General features: G+C 66.0%; 12 protein-coding genes. 8 read left to right on the plus strand and 4 right to left on the minus strand.

Going from position 1 to position 16,599, the window contains the following annotated elements; all coding sequences use genetic code 11:
* Window positions 1-299: 299 nt before the first annotated feature.
* A complete protein-coding gene (locus IL992_RS25515; protein ID WP_193205902.1) occupies window positions 300-575 on the minus strand; it encodes a hypothetical protein in 276 nt (91 codons plus the stop codon).
* A 38-nt stretch (window positions 576-613) separates the two neighbouring features.
* On the opposite strand from IL992_RS25515, the gene IL992_RS25520 reads away from it, so the two are divergent.
* Window positions 614-1,105, plus strand: a complete 492-nt coding sequence (locus IL992_RS25520) for a UTRA domain-containing protein (protein WP_226873761.1) — start codon at window positions 614-616, stop codon at window positions 1,103-1,105.
* A 166-nt stretch (window positions 1,106-1,271) separates the two neighbouring features.
* Here the strand turns inward: IL992_RS25520 and IL992_RS25525 are convergent, their stop codons facing one another.
* Complete coding sequence (locus IL992_RS25525) at window positions 1,272-3,842, minus strand: HelD family protein (protein WP_193205904.1); 2,571 nt, start codon at window positions 3,840-3,842, stop codon at window positions 1,272-1,274.
* Window positions 3,843-4,364: 522 nt separating this feature from the next.
* Between IL992_RS25525 and IL992_RS25530 the strand changes: the two genes are divergently transcribed.
* The 6 genes from IL992_RS25530 to IL992_RS25555 all read left to right on the plus strand — a co-directional run bounded on the left by IL992_RS25530 (window position 4,365) and on the right by IL992_RS25555 (window position 14,307).
* The gene (locus IL992_RS25530; RefSeq protein WP_193205905.1) at window positions 4,365-6,377 is read left to right on the plus strand and encodes a type I restriction-modification system subunit M; all 2,013 of its coding nucleotides are present in this window, start codon (window positions 4,365-4,367) and stop codon (window positions 6,375-6,377) included.
* Entirely contained in the window at window positions 6,374-7,672 is a 1,299-nt protein-coding gene (locus IL992_RS25535) for a restriction endonuclease subunit S (RefSeq protein ID WP_193205906.1), read from the plus strand. Before IL992_RS25530 ends, IL992_RS25535 begins: the two co-directional genes overlap by 4 nt.
* Window positions 7,673-7,745: 73 nt before the next feature.
* The gene (locus tag IL992_RS25540; protein WP_193205907.1) at window positions 7,746-8,924 is read left to right on the plus strand and encodes an AAA family ATPase; all 1,179 of its coding nucleotides are present in this window, start codon (window positions 7,746-7,748) and stop codon (window positions 8,922-8,924) included.
* Between the two features lie 116 nt (window positions 8,925-9,040).
* The gene (locus tag IL992_RS25545) at window positions 9,041-9,601 is read left to right on the plus strand and encodes a hypothetical protein (protein WP_226873762.1); all 561 of its coding nucleotides are present in this window, start codon (window positions 9,041-9,043) and stop codon (window positions 9,599-9,601) included.
* Window positions 9,598-12,738 carry a type I restriction endonuclease subunit R gene (locus IL992_RS25550; RefSeq protein WP_226873763.1) on the plus strand — a complete coding sequence of 1,047 codons (3,141 nt, stop codon included), beginning with the start codon at window positions 9,598-9,600 and terminating at the stop codon, window positions 12,736-12,738. The genes IL992_RS25545 and IL992_RS25550 overlap by 4 nt, the downstream gene beginning before the upstream one ends.
* Window positions 12,739-12,756: 18 nt before the next feature.
* On the plus strand, window positions 12,757-14,307 hold the full coding sequence (locus tag IL992_RS25555) for a serine/threonine-protein kinase (RefSeq protein WP_193205909.1): 1,551 nt from the start codon (window positions 12,757-12,759) through the stop codon (window positions 14,305-14,307).
* A 96-nt stretch (window positions 14,308-14,403) separates the two neighbouring features.
* Here IL992_RS25555 and IL992_RS25560 read toward each other — a convergent pair whose 3' ends face one another.
* Window positions 14,404-15,201: an SDR family NAD(P)-dependent oxidoreductase gene (locus IL992_RS25560; protein WP_193205910.1), complete on the minus strand. Its 798-nt coding sequence runs from the start codon at window positions 15,199-15,201 to the stop codon at window positions 14,404-14,406.
* Window positions 15,198-15,920, minus strand: coding sequence for an SDR family oxidoreductase (locus tag IL992_RS25565; RefSeq protein WP_193205911.1), 723 nt, complete (start codon window positions 15,918-15,920; stop codon window positions 15,198-15,200). Before IL992_RS25565 ends, IL992_RS25560 begins: the two co-directional genes overlap by 4 nt.
* A gap of 75 nt (window positions 15,921-15,995) precedes the next feature.
* Between IL992_RS25565 and IL992_RS25570 the strand changes: the two genes are divergently transcribed.
* Window positions 15,996-16,529, plus strand: coding sequence for a TetR/AcrR family transcriptional regulator (locus IL992_RS25570; protein ID WP_193205912.1), 534 nt, complete (start codon window positions 15,996-15,998; stop codon window positions 16,527-16,529).
* The last annotated feature ends 70 nt before the right edge of the window (window positions 16,530-16,599 follow it).

The raw sequence follows: 16,599 nt of genomic DNA on the forward strand, positions 1-16,599 counted from the left end.
GACCGACGCAGGGACCGACGCAGGGACCGACGCAGGGACCGACCCGGACGGGAGCGTCGTTCCGATGCCGGTGCCGGTGCCGGGGGTTTCGGTGCCGGCGCAGCCCGCCACGAGCACCAAACCGCATAAGCCAACCGCAGTGTGCCTCATGCCTCTGACTACCGCCGCGGCTACCCGGAGGTTCCCGCGGAGGCGGCCACCGCCTCTGCCGATTTCAGCTTGATCGTAAGTGGAGTGTTGCGGGTGCGGCCCATGCCGTTCCGCTGTCGAGCGGTCGGGTACCCGCCCCCTGCTGGCCGTCAGGCGGCTGAAGTTCGCGGGATCTCCATGACGCCGAGGGCGGCTAGGCCGATGAGGTGCATCCCGGCGCTACGGGCTTCGATAAGCGTCAGTTCGATAAGGCGGTGATCGTCGATCTGCAGGTGAATGCGGGGTTCGTAGTCGCCGCAACCAAGGACGGAGTCGAGCCACAGCCGCTGGGGGAGCCCCGCCAGGGGGATGGCGTTCAGGTCGACGGCCTGAATCCAGGCGTTATGGATGCGCTCGGAGCGAGGCTCATCGGTGTGGTCGTTCATGCACCAGAGCGGGCACGACCGGTCCGGGTATGGGCGGCTTGAGCAAGCTGACCAGCGGCCCGGACCGACTTCAGATGCTCCGCGCTACCGGCGATGGTCTGCGTCCCGGCGAGCGTACCGAGATTCTCGGTGCCCACCTGGTCTCAACTCCGAGCCACGTTGCGGACGCGCTCGGTGTTGACGAGGGGGACAATGTCGAGCGACGCCGCCGCGCTTACTACGACGGTCAGGGCGTCGTCGCGCTCTCCACCTCGTGGCTCCCCGGCCGAATCGCAGAGGCCGCACCCGAACTGCTGGTAAATCAGCCGTTGCCGAAGATGACTTTCGGGCTCGTCGAGGAGCGAACCGGACGCCGAGCGGCTAAGCGTCGAGACATAGTCGCGATCAAGCCTGTTCTGGAGGACGTTGCCGCCGTGCTGAACCTCGATCCAGGGGTACCGGTGTTGACCATGACGAACTGCTATTGGGACCAGCACGGCGAGGTTACCGAGTACGCCGAGGACTACCTTGGGCAAGGCCGCGAACTGTAGGCCGACTTCGACCTCGATTGACCCCGTAACGATCCCGCCGACGGGCAACGGAGGCACGGCAGCCGGTCGGAGTGGCGCCGTGATTTAATGTCAGCCCCAGCCACGAGAACGTGATCAGTGTCAGAGGCTTGGGCTGGGTAGCACTAACATCGCTGGCGGCCCTTGTTCAGTTGGCGTCGGGCGGCACGCCCAAGGCGATGTTCACGTCCGGGCCGTCCCAGCCCGTCGGGGTCTTCCAGATGGTCGAGACATTGAGAGCCTCCGACAGGAGGTCAACGGCCCACAGATCTTGCGGAGCTTCAGGCAGAACCAGGACGACTTCGTCCGCCCGTTCACCGCCGCTCCATTCGGTCTCCAGGGCCCGGATGGCCGCCTCGCGGAGTTCCTCGTACCTTGCAGCCCTGCTGCCGATCACCACGTAGATCGTCGACCCTTGCCCGGTTTTGCAGGTGATGTCGGCCAGCTCTGAATCCATGGACGGCTGGAGTTCGTTGCGGAGCAACTCCGCCATGAGAGTGTGGCGGAGCCATCCGTGCCCCGGACGCTCGCGATCGGCGGAGATCCGGTCCTTGAGGGAGGCAACGAACTCGTCACGGCTGTTGTACTGGGCTTGCGGCATCCCGGCAGCAACGTCCGGCATGGGATCCGCGTGCGCAAGCGCCGGCGGAACGGCCTTCGCCGGGCCGCCGAGTTCCACGGGAAGCGGGGCCGAGTGCAGGATGGTCAGCGACTGCGTGCACCGGGTGATCGCGACATAGAGCTGCCGTAGGCCCACGGGTCCTTGCTCGGCGAGGTACTGTGGCTCCACCACAACGACGTGATCGAACTCCAGGCCCTTGGCGAGCGGCGCGGGCAAGACCGTGATCTGCCCGCCGAACCCCGGCAGGGTCGATCCCTGGGCTGCCGAGATCGCGCTTCCGATCTCATCGAGTAGTTCGCCGGCGCCTGGAACGACGACCGCTACTGACCTGGCGCTGTCACGCATGGCCAGCTTGAGTGCTGCGGACGCCGTCGCCTCCACCAGCTTGGCGCGCTTGACCGAGGTGACCGTCAGGGCATCCGCGACAGGTGGACGGATGGGCGTGGGGAAGGCCGTCGACGGCGACAGAGCGGTGGCGAGCGGCCCGGCGAAGGCCATGACCTCGGTGGGAACCCGATAGCCGGTGGTGAGCTCGGCCATATGCCAGCCGTCAGGGCCTGCGAGGAGGCCGGCTAACCGTCCCCAGACGTCGTACTGGCGGCTACCGGTGGTCTGGGCGAGGTCGCCGAGGATGGTCATCGAACCGCTCGGACACCGGCGCGCGAGGGCCCGCGCCTGCATCGGGGTAAGGTCCTGGGCCTCATCGACCACGATGTGCTTGTACCGCTGCGGCTCCTCACCGGACAGCAGATATCGCAGTTCCTCCAGGCATACGAGGTCTTCGGCGGTCCACGGCTCGTCGGCGACGCGCTTGGCCTGCGGCCGGACGATCTCGGACTGCTCATCCGAGGTGAGGACTCCCAGTGCGGCGCCCTGTACGGCTCCGGCATCTCCCAGTAGGCCTCGCAGGACTTGTTCGGCCGTGGTGCGGGGCCACACCTTCGCGAACATCGCGGCGAGGTCGGTCTGCTTCTCCAGTTGGCCGCGGAACTTGACGTCGTTGAGCGTGGTGCGGGTGGCCTCCTCGTACCGGTGCATGAGGAGGTCCAGCGTTCGGTCGATGAAGCGCTGGCGCCGGATCAGGTAGGGACCGCCCGCGTCCACGGCCTCGTTCAGGAATTCCGCCAGCTCGGTACGGGCCAGCCACAGTGTTGCACCACGGAAGCTGAACGCGAGTTCCTCGCGCGGCAGCAGGTCGGGGCGAATGAGCCCGCGTACTGCGTTGCTGAGGACCTGGGCCATCCGCTCGTCCGACTTGACCAGCCGGGCCGACGGCGAATCCGCCCCGCGGACTTCACCGGCCCACACTTGGGCGACGTCCAAGGTGCTCACGCCGCCGGTGCCCAGACGCGGCAGGACGTCTCTCACGTACTGCAGAAAGTGCTTGTGAGGTCCGATGACGAGGACTTCGTCATCGGTGAAGTACTTGTTATCCAACAGCCAGGTCACCCTATGCAAGCCCACGGCGGTTTTGCCGGTGCCGGGGCCTCCCTGGACGACCAGCAGGCCGCGCCGTTCGTCGGAGACGAGACGGAGCTGGTCCCGCTGGATCGTCTCGACGATGTCGCGCATCAGCCCGTCGCGGGCGAGGTCGAGATCCGCGAGCAGGAACGGATCAACACGGTCTTCGGCTGCAGAGGGCGACTCGGGTGAGCCCGGAAGCGGCTGGATCTCGTTGTCGCTGTAGTCGAGGACCTTGCGTCCGTCACATCGCAGGCTGCGCAGCAGGCGCACGTCTTCAGGGTGATCGGAGGTGGCGAGCCGCCACTCGGTCGCCTGTTTGGACGTCCACTTCACGACGACGAGGTCACGGGCACTGTCGCGGACGGTGCGACGGCCGAGATACCAGGTCAGCTTGTCGTCTTCGTCCTTCGTGAGGTCGACCCGCATGGTGACGAGGGCGAGGTGACCAATGTCCTCACGCTGGCCGTACTCGGGCGGAGCATCGGGATGGGATAGAAGGTTCGCATCGGAGCAGTCGGTGCGGTAACCGTTCTTGAACCGGTCGATTGCCGTCCGCTCCTGCTCAACGCAGTCGTAGGCGTGATCTACGGCTCGCTGCTCCTCCGCGATCACCACCGAACGGTCATCCGCCATGTGCCTCCTTCACGAGATAGCCCTGATAAGCACGTTCAATCGACAAGCGAATCGCACCGCTCTTCGCCTCGCCTGCTCCTGGCATCACCCGCAAAGGCGAGAGCCAGCTCGGATGCTCAATGCCGGGACACGCCACCATTGAATCATGTGTGAACTGAATCCACTAGAGCTCTTCGTGATGTTGTCTATTACACATAACTGAGGTACGGTCCCGGTCTGCACGGCTGACGCAGCAATCGAGGAGCGCTCACGTGAATGGGACGTCTGAGTGATGCCGACGGAGGTCTCCCGGCTGGGGAAATGTGGGTCGTACCCCAATGAAGACTGTCGCCGGCGGCCAGTCGGCCGTGATTGTCGATCGCCGATCGAGGAACAGCGCCGGTACGGCCGAGCGTTCCGGCGGCTGGCCGACTTCGAGACTTCCCTGCGCCGGGCCGCCATGCTCGGCGAGGATCTGATTCAGCTGATATCCGTTGGTCTGACGCATGGAAGCGTCCGGCCCGCCTCCGAGAAGGGTGCCAGGTGAGCCTCAACCACCAGAAATACGCGGACTTCATCTGGTCCGTCGCCGATCTACTGCGCGGTGACTACCGCCAGTCGGAGTACGGCAAGGTCATCCTGCCGTTCACCGTGCTACGCCGGATCGACTGCGTGCTTGAGCCCACCAAGGAAGCGGTCCTGTCGGCCGCGAGGCAGCTCAAGGACAGCCCTCTCCCCCAGGGGGCCAAGGATCGCAAGCTCAGGGACGCCGCGGGCGAGACCTTCTACAACACCAGCGAGCTGGACTTCAAGAAGATCGCCGCCGCGCCGGACAACGTGGCGAGCAACCTGCGGGCCTACATCGGCAGTTTCTCCTCTGGCGCGGTCGAGGTGCTGGACAAGTTCCGCTTCGACGAACAGATCACCCGGCTGGAAGAGTCCAAGCTGCTCTATCTGGTGACGTCGAAGTTCGCGACGATCGACCTGCATCCGGACAAGGTCGACAACCACCAGATGGGCTACATCTTCGAAGAGCTGATCCGGAAGTTCTCCGAGATCTCCAACGAGACCGCCGGTGAGCACTTCACTCCTCGTGAGGTCATCAAGCTCATGGTCAACCTGCTGATGGCCCCCGACGACGAGGACGTGATGGTGCCGGGCATCGTCCGCACCGTCTACGACCCGGCCTGCGGAACCGGCGGCATGCTCACCGCGGCTGAGGAGCACATCACCCGATACAACACCAAGGCGACGGTCAAGGTCTTTGGGCAGGAGCTCAACCCCGAGTCGTGGGCGATCTGCAGATCGGACATGATGCTCAAGGGCCAGGACCCTACGAAGATCGCTTTCGGCAACTCCTTCACGGCGGACGGGCATCCGAACGGGCGGTTCGACTACCTGCTGGCCAACCCGCCGTTCGGCGTGGAGTGGAAGAAGGTCCAGAGCGAGATCCTCGACGAGGCGGAGAATCTCGGCTGGGCCGGCCGATTCGGCGCCGGCACACCCCGGATCAACGACGGGTCGTTCCTCTTCCTCCAGCACATGATCTCGAAGATGAAGCCGGTCGAGGACGGCGGCTCCCGCATCGCGATCGTCTTCAACGGCTCGCCCCTGTTCACCGGGGCCGCCGGGTCGGGCGAGTCGGAGATTCGCAGGTGGATCCTGGAGAACGACTGGCTGGAGGCGATCGTGGCCCTGCCCGACCAACTCTTCTACAACACCGGCATCTCCACCTATTTCTGGATCCTTTCCAACCGTAAGGCGCCGGCGCTGCGGGACAAGGTGATCTTGCTGGACGCCCGCGACTACTGGGCAAAGATGCGCAAGTCGCTCGGCGACAAGCGCAAGCTCGTCACCGACGAGCAGATCGACGAGCTCACCAAGCTCTACAAGGACGTGGTCACCACCGGGATCGAGGACCCCAAGGTGAAGGTCTTCCCCCGGCATGCCTTCGGCTACCAGCGCATCACGGTCGAGCGCCCGCTCCGCCTACGTTTCGAGGTCACCGACGACACGGCCGAGGAGCTGGCCCAGGTCAAGGCCGTGCAGAAGTATGAGCACAAGGACGCGCTACTCAACGCGATCCGGTCGCTGTCCGGTACGGCTCGCGCGACTCGAAAAGAGATGGAGGCCTCGCTCATCGAGCACTTCGCCAAGCACCAGCTCGGCGCGCACGGAAAGGTCGCCGCACCGGTGATGAAGGCCGTCTGGGCCGCCGTCTCGATCAGCGACCCCGAGGGCGAGCTGCAGACCGACTTCAGGAACGATCCGCTACCCGATCCCGACCTGCGCGACAACGAGAACGTGCCGATCACCTCGATGAACTCCACGCCGGCCGAGCGTCTGGCCGAGATCGAGGAGTACATGAAGACTGAGGTGCTGCCGCACGTCCCCGAGGCCTGGGTCGACCACTCCAAAACCAAGCTCGGCTTCGAGATCCCCTTCACCCGGCACTTCTATGTCTACACGCCCCCACGCCCCCTCGAAGAAATCGACGCCGAACTCAAGTCTCTCGAGTCCCAGATCCAGCAGCTTCTAGGAAAGGTGACTCGATGAGCCGAAACGCCGGCAGGAGCTGGACTCAGACCGCAATCAAGCGCGTTGCCAAAGTGAGATATGGGCTTGGACAGCCGCCGCGATTGAGCTCTGAAGGTGTTCCGATTCTCCGCGCAACCAACATCTACCGAGGGAAGATCGTTCCGGAAGGGCTGATCTACACCGAGGTCAAGGAGCTCCCTCTTGACCGCGCGCCACTCTTGAGATCAGGAGAAATCCTCGTTGTAAGAAGTGGCGCCTACACCGGTGACTCCGCCCTGGTGACAGCCGAATGGGAGGGAGCCGCGCCTGGATATGACCTGCGCCTGACCCCGGAGCGAGTGGAACCAAGATTTCTAGCGTATTCACTGCTCGGCGCCGCAGTGATGTACCAAATCGATATCGCCAGAAGCCGCGCGGCTCAGCCGCATTTGAACGCAGAAGAACTGGGCGAAGCGCATATCTTTCTGCCGACGATGGATGAACAGCGACGCATTGCCGATTTCCTCGACGAGGAGACCGGCCGTATCCGCCAGTTGGAGTCTCTCCGGGAGGTTCAGCAGAAGCGTTTGGAAGAGCATACCGCAGCCATAGTCACCGAAACACTTCTTCCTGACTCACTCAGGAAACCTAAGGGGACATTGCCTTGGCCGTGGCTTCCCGCGCTCGCTGCCGACCGCCCTCTTGTGCGCCTGGGTTACATCTGCCAGCTGCAAACTGGCCTGACCGTTGACGGAAAGCGCGAGCTTTCCGGCGACGTGGTAACGCGACCGTATTTACGGGTGGCAAATGTTCAGGCGACTCACTTGGCGCTCAATTCAGTCATCGAGATCACAGTTCCTCGCTGCATCGCAGCCCGCAGCACTTTGAAGCATGGCGATGTCCTGATGACAGAGGGTGGCGACCTGGACAAGTTGGGGCGCGGAACGGTATGGCATGACGAACTGCCAGGTTGTCTCCATCAGAACCATGTCTTCGCACTGCGGCCTAATCGTGACAAGCTAGACGCCGACTATCTGGCGCTGATGACCAGGTCGGTGCACGGCCGCTGCTACTTCGAAAGCACCGGGGTCAAGACCACGAACCTCGCATCTACCAACAGCAGCAAAATCCTGGGATTTCCCATACCACTGCCTTCGGTGAAACAGCAGCGTGAGCTGGTGAAGGAAATCAATCAGAACCTCGAAGTCATCGATCAAACGTCTTCGGCCATCAACAGGCAGGTCGCGCTCCTGGCGGAGCGGCGGGAGGCGCTGATCACGGCGGCGGTGACGGGGCAGATTGATGTGACGACCGCTCGTGGGGTCGGGGTATGACGCTGCCGCAGTGGTCTTCGCCGCAGGCCCAGGCCGGGTCGCCGTACGAGTAAGACGAGGAGGTGAGAAAGAGATGGCGGAGCAGCGGATCTCCGAACTGCGAGTGGAGAACTTCCGTAGCCTCAGGCAGGTGACATTGCCGCTGGGGCCGGTCAACGTGCTCATCGGGCCGAACGGCGCGGGAAAGACGAACGTGCTGGAGGTGTTCCGATTCCTGTCGGATATCGTGCACAGCGACCTGCGGCCCGCTCTGGACGAGCGAGGCGGCTTCGAACGCCTGGTGTTCCGTGGCGGCGACGCCCATCCCGACCGGATCGTCATCGGCATCAAGGGCAGTTGGTCGCCCGCCTCCCAGGAACACAGCGACGAATATCGTCTGGTGATCCACGGAATGCCGCTGGCCAGAGACGAGCATTTCCAGTTCGCCAATCAACGGCATCGGCTCAGGACGATCACGATCGAGGACGAAGTGGCCACCGCCCAGGTGGCTGACTCGGGGGAGATCGCAGAGGAGATCGGGATCCAGGCCCTCAGCAGTGGATTGTCCACGCTGCCGCGGTTGCGCTCCTCGGGATTCAGCCTCGGACCGGTCCAGGTGGCTGCGCTGCTCGGCTCTTTCCGGATCTTCGATGTGGACGTCGCGCAAGCCATAATGCCGGCGCGAGTGCCGAGAAGCGGCGCGGAGAGCATCGCTCATAATGCGGCCAATCTGGCGGGTTTCCTCCTCTGGCTGCGCGAACACGACGCGGACGCCTGGAACCACCTCCAGGCGGACGCTGTCGACGTCCTTCCCCAGCTCGAAGCCCTCGATTTCGACTACCCGTCCGGGGCGGCGCACACGGTGGTCGTCGTGCTCCGGGAGCGGGGCCTGCGTGAGCCGACGCCGCTGCTGGACGCCTCGTACGGAACGATTCGCCTGCTCGGTTTACTCGCCATGTTGTACGACCCGGACCCGCCCGCGCTGACCTGTGTGGAAGAGATCGACCACGGTCTGCATCCGCAGGCGCTTGAACTCCTGGTGGAGCGAGTCCGGGAGGCGAGCGATAAGACCCAGTTCATCATCGCCACCCACTCTCCTGGCCTCGCCGACCGGCTGAAGCCAGAAGAGATCGTGGTCTGCGAACGCGCCGACGACGGCTCCTCGCTCATCCCTGCCATCTCCACTGCCAAGGTGGAGCAGATCGTCGAGGCAAGCGAAGGGATGCCGCTGGGGGAGCTCTGGTTTTCTGGCGCCCTGGGTGGTGATCTGTGAGCCGGCATGGAGGCACGCGCGTCCGACCCACGAGAAAACCGGTAGTGGTCGTGGCGGGTGAAGACCGTAACGACCGACTCTCCCTCCGGGTCCTACTCGAGGATTTCTGCCCGGAGATGCGCGGCCGCATCGTGGAAATCAACGACAAGGTGCGGCTGCATCAGGCGACCGGGGCAACGCTCGCGGCACGGGCCGAGGTGCTGGCCGGCAAGGTACGGGCGCGAGCCGTACGAGACGAGACCTCGGTGGCGTGTGTCTTCGTCCACGAGGATCTCGACAAGGTCGACAGCGATGACTATCCCGTCATCCGGGAGCGGGTGCAGAAGGCGCTGGAGACCGCCCTGGACGGCAGGGCCCACTACGCGCTCGCTGTTTCGGAGATCGAAGCGTGGCTGCTGCTGTTCCCGGAGGCACTGTCTGCCCTTGTCTCGTCCTGGTCCATCCCGGGCAAGCACCGCAGCAGGGACACCGGGCGGCTGCCGGATCCCAAGAAGATCCTCGTGAACGAGGTCAGTGGAGGCAGCCGCCGTTACCGCGAGTCCGACGCACCGGACGTTCTTAATCAGGCGGTGAAACTCGGTCTCCTGGCCACGCCGACGGGCCGTAATCGGTCATTCGATCAGATGCGTAAGGATGCCGCTCGGTGCTGCGCGGAGCATCTGAAGAAAGGGACATGAGCATGCCCCCCGTGCATCATGAGAAGGTCTTCGAGGACGCCATCGAGTCCGCTCTCCTCAGGCGGGGGTGGGTCAAGGGCTCCAATGACCTGTTCGACCACGCGCTCGGCCTGAACCCCACCGAGCTGCTGCACTTCGTCCAGGCGACCCAGCCAAAGCAATGGTCTCGCCTGGTCACCATGCAGGCGGGCGACGAGGCGGGAGCGAAACGGCGCCTGGCGGAGGTGGTGGCCAAGGCGATCGACGCCGACGGGGCGCTGGAGGTCCTCCGGCACGGTGTGAAGGACCGTGGCATCACCTTCCGGATCGCCTACTTCCGGCCCGCCCACACGATCGCGGCCGACGCACTGGAGCCGTACAGCAAGAACATCCTGAGCGTGGTGCGGCAGTTCCGCTACGCGGCCACGGGCGACGACTCAGTCGATCTGGCGCTGTTCGTCAACGGCGTCCCCGTCGCGACCGCCGAGCTGAAGAACGAACTCACCGGGCAGACGGTCGAGGACGCCAAGGAGCAGTACAAGGCGCGCGACCCCAAGGAGCTCGTGTTCGCGAAGAGGGCGCTGGTCCACTTCGCGGTGGATCCCAACCTGGTGTTCCTCACCACGCGACTGGCCCGGGGACAGACCCAGTTCCTTCCGTTCAACCAGGGCACCGGCGGCCCGGGCAACAAGGGCGGCGCGGGCAACCCGGACGCCGCCGGCGCGGGCGGCTACCGCACGGGGTATCTGTGGGAGGAGATCTGGGACTCGCACACGTGGCTCGACCTGCTCAAGCGCTTCCTGCACGTGGAAGACGAGGACGTGAAGAAGGGCCGGGGGCGCAGGCCGCAGCCGGGGAAGGTTCACAAGCTACCGCTGATCTTCCCGCGCTACCACCAGTGGCACGCGGTGCGGGAGCTCACCACGCACGCCAGGCGGCACGGCTCCGGCCACAACTACCTGATCGAGCACTCTGCGGGGTCGGGCAAGTCCAACACGATCGCCTGGCTCGCCCACTCCCTGTCGAACCTGCACACCTCTCACAGTCTCATGGAGCTCGCACCGGACGCGCTGGAGAAGGGCTACCAACCGAACCAGCCGGTGTTCGACAAGGTCATCGTGATCACGGATCGTGTGGTGCTCGACCGGCAGCTGCAGGAGACGATCTACCAGTTCGAGCACACGCCGGGGGTGGTGCAGCGGATCGACCAGGACTCCACGCAGCTCGCCGAGGCGTTACAGGGCGAGACCGCACGGGTGATCATCACGACGCTGCAGAAGTTCCCGTACGTCCTGCAGCGGGTGGAGGGACTGCGCGGGAAGCGGTTCGCGGTGATCGTGGACGAGGCGCACTCCTCGCAGTCCGGCGAGGGGGCCGCGGCGCTCAAGCGAGTGCTGCGGCGGCTCGGCAGCGATGAGATCGACGAGGACGGAAACCTGCTGACCGCGAGCGCGCTGGCCCGGGGCAAGCACGACGAGCTGTCTTACTTCGCGTTCACCGCGACCCCGAAGCCCAAGACGCTCACGCTGTTCGGCACCCCGGGTCCGGACGGCAAACCGCGGCCGTTCCACATCTACTCCATGCGGCAGGCGATCGAGGAGGGCTTCATCCTCGACGTGCTGAGGAACTACGTCACCTACAAGACACTGTGGCGGCTGATGAGCCAGGAGCCGGACGACCGGCAGGTGGAGCGACGCAAGGGGCAGGCGCTGCTGGCCAGGTTCGCCGAGCTGCACCCGACCAGCATCCAGCAGCGAGCACAGATCATCGTTGAGCACTTCCGGCGGCACACCGCCCCGCAGATGGGCGGCAGGTCCAAGGCGATGGTGGTCACCAGCTCCCGGGAGCACGCCCTGCGGCTCGGGCAGGCGATCCGCGACTACGCCGAGGTGAACGGCTACACCAACTGCGGCACGCTGATCGCGTTCTCGCAGAAGCTGACGGTCACCGACGAGAACGGGATCGAGCACGAGTACACCGAGGCCGGGCTGAACGGCTTCGGTGAGAAGGAGCTGCCGGACCGGTTCGCGTACTGCCGGGCCGACGATCCTTCGCCTACCGCGCCGGAGAAGCCCGAGTACCGGATCCTGGTGGTCGCGGACAAGTACCAGACCGGCTTCGACCAGCCGCTGCTGACAACCATGTATGTGGCCAAGAAGCTGCGCAGCGTGGCGGCGGTGCAGACGCTGTCGCGGCTGAACCGGACCCATCGCCTGAAGTCTCAGGGCGACCTGTTCGTGGTGGACTTCGAGAACAAGGCCGAGGACATCCAGGCCGAGTTCCAACCGTTCTACGAGGGCATGGCGGTTGAGGAGATCGATCCAAACCTGCTCTACCAGCGCGCGGCCGCCGTTCAGGGACACGCACTGCTGGTGGTGTCGGAGATGCAAGCCCTGGCCGAGGCTTACCTACAGGCCGAGCGCGTGTCGGCGACCCAGCGGGACTGGGAGAAGGCGCATGCCGCGCTCTACCGCTTCACCGAGCCCGCCGTACGGCGGTTCGAGAAGCGGCAGGAGCAGGACGCGGAGACTGGCGATGACTCAGCAGAGCAGTTCCGTGCCGACCTGCGGGGCTACGTGCGGCTGTACGGGTTTCTGTCGCAGGTCGTGCCGTACACCGATGACGATCTGGAACGGCTGTACCTGTTCGGCAGGTTCCTGCTGAACCGACTGCCGCGCCGGGAGGACCCTGCAGTGGACATCGGCGAGGTCGATCTCACCCACCTGAGGATCAGCAAGACCGGCGAGCACGACGTCAGCCTGGCGCCCGTGCCCGGCGGGGAGGTGACGCTGCCTGGGCCGTCGGGGGGAAGCTCGGCCGCCGCCGAACCGGAGATGACGTCACTGCACGCGCTGATCGCCGCCGTCAACGACAAGTACGGACTGGGCCTTTCCGAGGCCGATCAGATCTGGGTGGAGCAGCAGTTCCAGGAGGCCGTCGCCGACGAGTCGCTGAAAGTCGCCGCACTGGTGAACGACGAGGCGAACTTCGGGGAGGTCTTCGCCGACCATCTGGAGAAGGTGGTCGTGGACCGGCACACCGGTAACACGAATCTGGTGCAGCGCTTTTTCGACGACACGCTCTTCCGGTCTCGCATTACCGAACTGGGCCGCAAGCAGGTGTACCGAATGATCCGCGAAAGCAATGACATCCAGTGAGATGCCAGTGATATAAGCGTGAGCGTGGATGCTGGGACGATTGTCGGTAATCGGTACCAGCTGGTCTCGCGCCTGGGCGAGGGCGGCTACGGCGAGGTCTGGAGGGGGTTCGACCAGTCACTGGATCGGCACGTGGCGGTCAAGTTCATCCGCGCGGAGAAGTTTCCCGGCGCGGATGAACTGAAGGAGGCCGAGCAGCGGTTTCGCAGGGAGGCCCGGGTAACCGCCAAGCTCCGGCACCCTGGGGTGCCGATCGTCTACGACGTCGGCACCCACGACACGTCGCTGTTCCTGGTGATGGAGCTGGTCGAGGGCTATCGCATCGATCATCTGATCGACGCGCACGACCCGTTGCCGGTGTCCTGGGCGGCGGCGATCGGCGCCCAAGTGTGCGCGGTGCTGACCGTCGCCCACGAGCAGAACGTCATACACCGGGACCTCAAACCGGTGAACCTCATCCTCTGCCCGGATGGCACGGTCAAGGTGCTCGACTTCGGCATCGCCGCCGTGCTGGATCCGGGCGCGACAGTGATCACTAGGCTTGGGCAGGGGGTGGGCACCTTCTGCTACATGGCCCCGGAACAGGCCATCACCGGAAAGGCGGACTCGCGCAGCGATCTCTACGCACTGGGCTGTGTCGTGCACGAACTGCTGACCGGCCAGCGAGTCTTCCAGTCGGCTGTCCCCCAGGCCGAACTGGCGCGGCACTACTCCGAGCCGCCCCCGTCGCTCAAATCACTGCGTGCGGACGTGCCGGACGAACTGGAAGAGCTCGTCCTGTCATTACTGGCCAAGAACCCCTCTGACCGGCCCGCCTCGGCCGCGGAGGTCTACGAACGCCTGCTGCCGTACGTGGTGGCGCTGCCGCCGCTGCCGGGCGCGACGACGGCGGCGCCGACGCCGAATCCCGGGCGAATGTACGCCGTTGTGGCCGAACGGATCGCCGAGACCGCCCTCGTCGGCCCCCTCATCCCCAATCCGCCGATCCCGCCTGCACCGGATCTGTCCAGGAGCGACCTGATCGCGGCTAAGGAACAGGCGGAGAACCTCGCGCTCGACGGGCGGCTCAGCCAAGCCATCGAGGTGCTGGAAAGCGCAGTGTCCGCCTGCGCCGCCCTGCCCGCAGAGCGCGAGCTTCTGATCGCGCTACAGATGGACCTGGCGAACGCACGATTCGGAGCGCGAGACTACGCGGCGGCGCTCAGCGACTTCGACGAGGTGCTGCCCTCACTCGCCGACACGCTGGGAGCACGGCACCCCGTGGTGTTGGACTGCCGCTACAACCAGGCACTGAGCACCGCTGCCCTCGGCCGCAACGAGATCGCGCTGGACCAGATGACGGCTCTGCTCACCGATGTGCAGGCCGCTGTAGGCGAATCCGATCCCCTCGCACTGCTGCTCCGCCGAGAGATCTCGGCGCTGTTGATCAAGCTGGGAGATCCGCGGCAGGCCCGAACTCTCCTGCGGGCGCTGCTTCCCGAGATGGTCGCGATCCTGGGCCACGAAGACCCGGAGACGCAGCAGGCTCGAACCCTATTGGAAAACCTGGATCAATTCGATAGCGGCTGAGCTGACCTGCCGCAACTGTCTCTGCGCGTCCTCGGCCCCCGCGCATCCTCGCCCGGACCGGCACGCCGTACCGACCGTGTCGTTCAGGGCGGTCGTTCAGCGGGCGAGGGCCTCGCGGACGAGGCGGTCGCTCAGCTCGCGGAGGCGGGCCCGGGCCTCGCGGTCGTATGCCTGGGGGTCGGCCCGGCCCTCGCTCGCCCCGACGTGGTAGGTGCCACTGGGGACCTTCCCGTCGATCAGGCGGAGGGTGGCGTCGCCGCCCTCCCGCACCGAGCTGAGAACGGGCGCGCCGGCCTCCCGGACCATCGTGGTGTCCATGTACGTCGCCGGGTGCAGCGCGGTGACCGACACTCCCTGCCCGGCGAGTTCCTCGGCCAGGTCGAACGTGAACATGATCTGCGCGAGCTTGCTCTGGGAGTAGGCGCGCTGGCGGCCGTAGCCCCGGGTGAGCATCGGATCGGCGAAGTCGATCGCCTGCTGTCCTACCGACGCCACGTTGACCACCCGCGACGGCGCCGACCTGACCAGCAGGGGCGTCAACCGCCGGGTCAGGTGGTAGCCGGCCAGGTAGTTGACCGCGAAGCGCAGCTCGATGCCGTCTGCGCTCTCCTGCCTGCCGGAGTGCGGGGCTCCTCCGCCGACTCCCGCGTTGTTCACGAGCACGTCCAGGCGGTCGAACCGTTCCTCGACCTCGGTCGCCATGCGGTCGACCTGCCGGAGGTCGGCGAGGTCCGCGAGCAGTCCCTCCGTGATGCCGCCGATCTCCGCGCGGACCCGGCGCACCCGCTCGGGATCGCGCCCGTGCACGATCACCCGGTCGCCCGACGCGGCGAGCCGGGCCGCAAGGTGGCGGCCCAGCCCGTCGGTCGCCCCCGTGACGAGGATCGTCCTCATGCCGCGCTCGGCTTGAGGCGGACGCCGCCGTCCACGGTCAGCACGGTGCCCGTCGCGTAACCCGTCTCGATGAGGTACGTGATGGCGTTCGCCACGTCGGCGGGTGCGCCGATCCGGCCGACCGTGGTGGCGGCGGCGAACGCGTCGAGCGCGCCCTGCCGGCTGTCTCCCAGCCAGTCCCACCACTCGGTGTCGACCACACCGGGCGACACCGCGTTGACCCGGACCGGGGCGAGCTCCACCGCGAGCCCCGGGATCATCGACTCGATGGCGCCGTTCACCGCCGCGAACCCGGCCACATCGGCCATCGCGCTGTTCGCGCTGGCCGCCGAGACGAACGTCAGCGACCCGTCCCGCCGCAGCGCCGGCAGCGCGGCCTGCGCGGCGACGATGTGGGCGATCAGCTTGTCCTCCAGGGCCTGGCGCAGGGCCTGGGGCGTCAGCGACCGGAACGGCCCCGCGGCCTGCCCTCGGCCCGACACGTTGATCACGACGTGATCCACCGCGCCCACCTCGGCGAACAGGTTCCGCATCGCCTCCGGATCGCGGGCGTCGGCCACCAGCCCGGAGCCCCGCTCGCCGATCTCCTTGACCGCCCGCTCCAGCCGTTCCGGCGTACGGCCGGTGACGACGACCTCGCGGCCCGACGCGACCAGGCGTACGGCGGTGGCCAGGCCGATGCCGCTCGCGCCCCCGACGATCACCACTCGTTCACTCACTGGAACTCTCCTGAATGCGAGACATGATGCCTCGAAAGCATAAACCGAGACACAGTGTCCTGTAAAGTGGGCGGCATGGTTGGCAGGCCACGCAGTGAGCAGGCGCGCCGGGCGATACTCGAGGCCGCACTGCGGCTGTGCGAGCGCGACGGATATCCGAACGTGACGCTGAAGGGCATCGCCGAGGAGGCGGGAACCGGCAGGCAGACGCTCTACCGCTGGTGGGACACCAAGGCCGACCTGCTGCTGGAGGCGATGACCGACCTCGTCGGGAGCACCCAGGCGCCGTCGCAGGCCGACCTGGAGACGTTCCTGAGCGAGACGTTCGCGCTGGCGGACGGCGTGGTCGGCAGGGTCGTGGCCGGCCTCATGGCGGAGGCCCAGAGCGACCCCGCCCTGGGCGAGCGACTGCGGGAGCGGCTGATCGGCCCGCGGCGGGACACCCTGCGGGCAGTGCTGGAGCGGATGCCGCCGCCGCCGGGCGCCGACCTGGACCTGCTGGTTGACCTGATCTTCGGGGTCATGTGGTATCGGCTGCTCAACCGGCACGCCCCGCTCGACGCCGCTTTGGCGGCGGACCTCACGGCGCTCGTCCACAGGATCGGTTGAGCAAGGGAGCTCCGTCGAGCAGTCGGCAGAGCCGGACAAGCCGTGGCCAAGCGGGCACCGAACTCCTCAT

This window comes from Microbispora sitophila, assembly GCF_014892245.1.
GTDB lineage: Bacteria > Actinomycetota > Actinomycetes > Streptosporangiales > Streptosporangiaceae > Microbispora > Microbispora siamensis.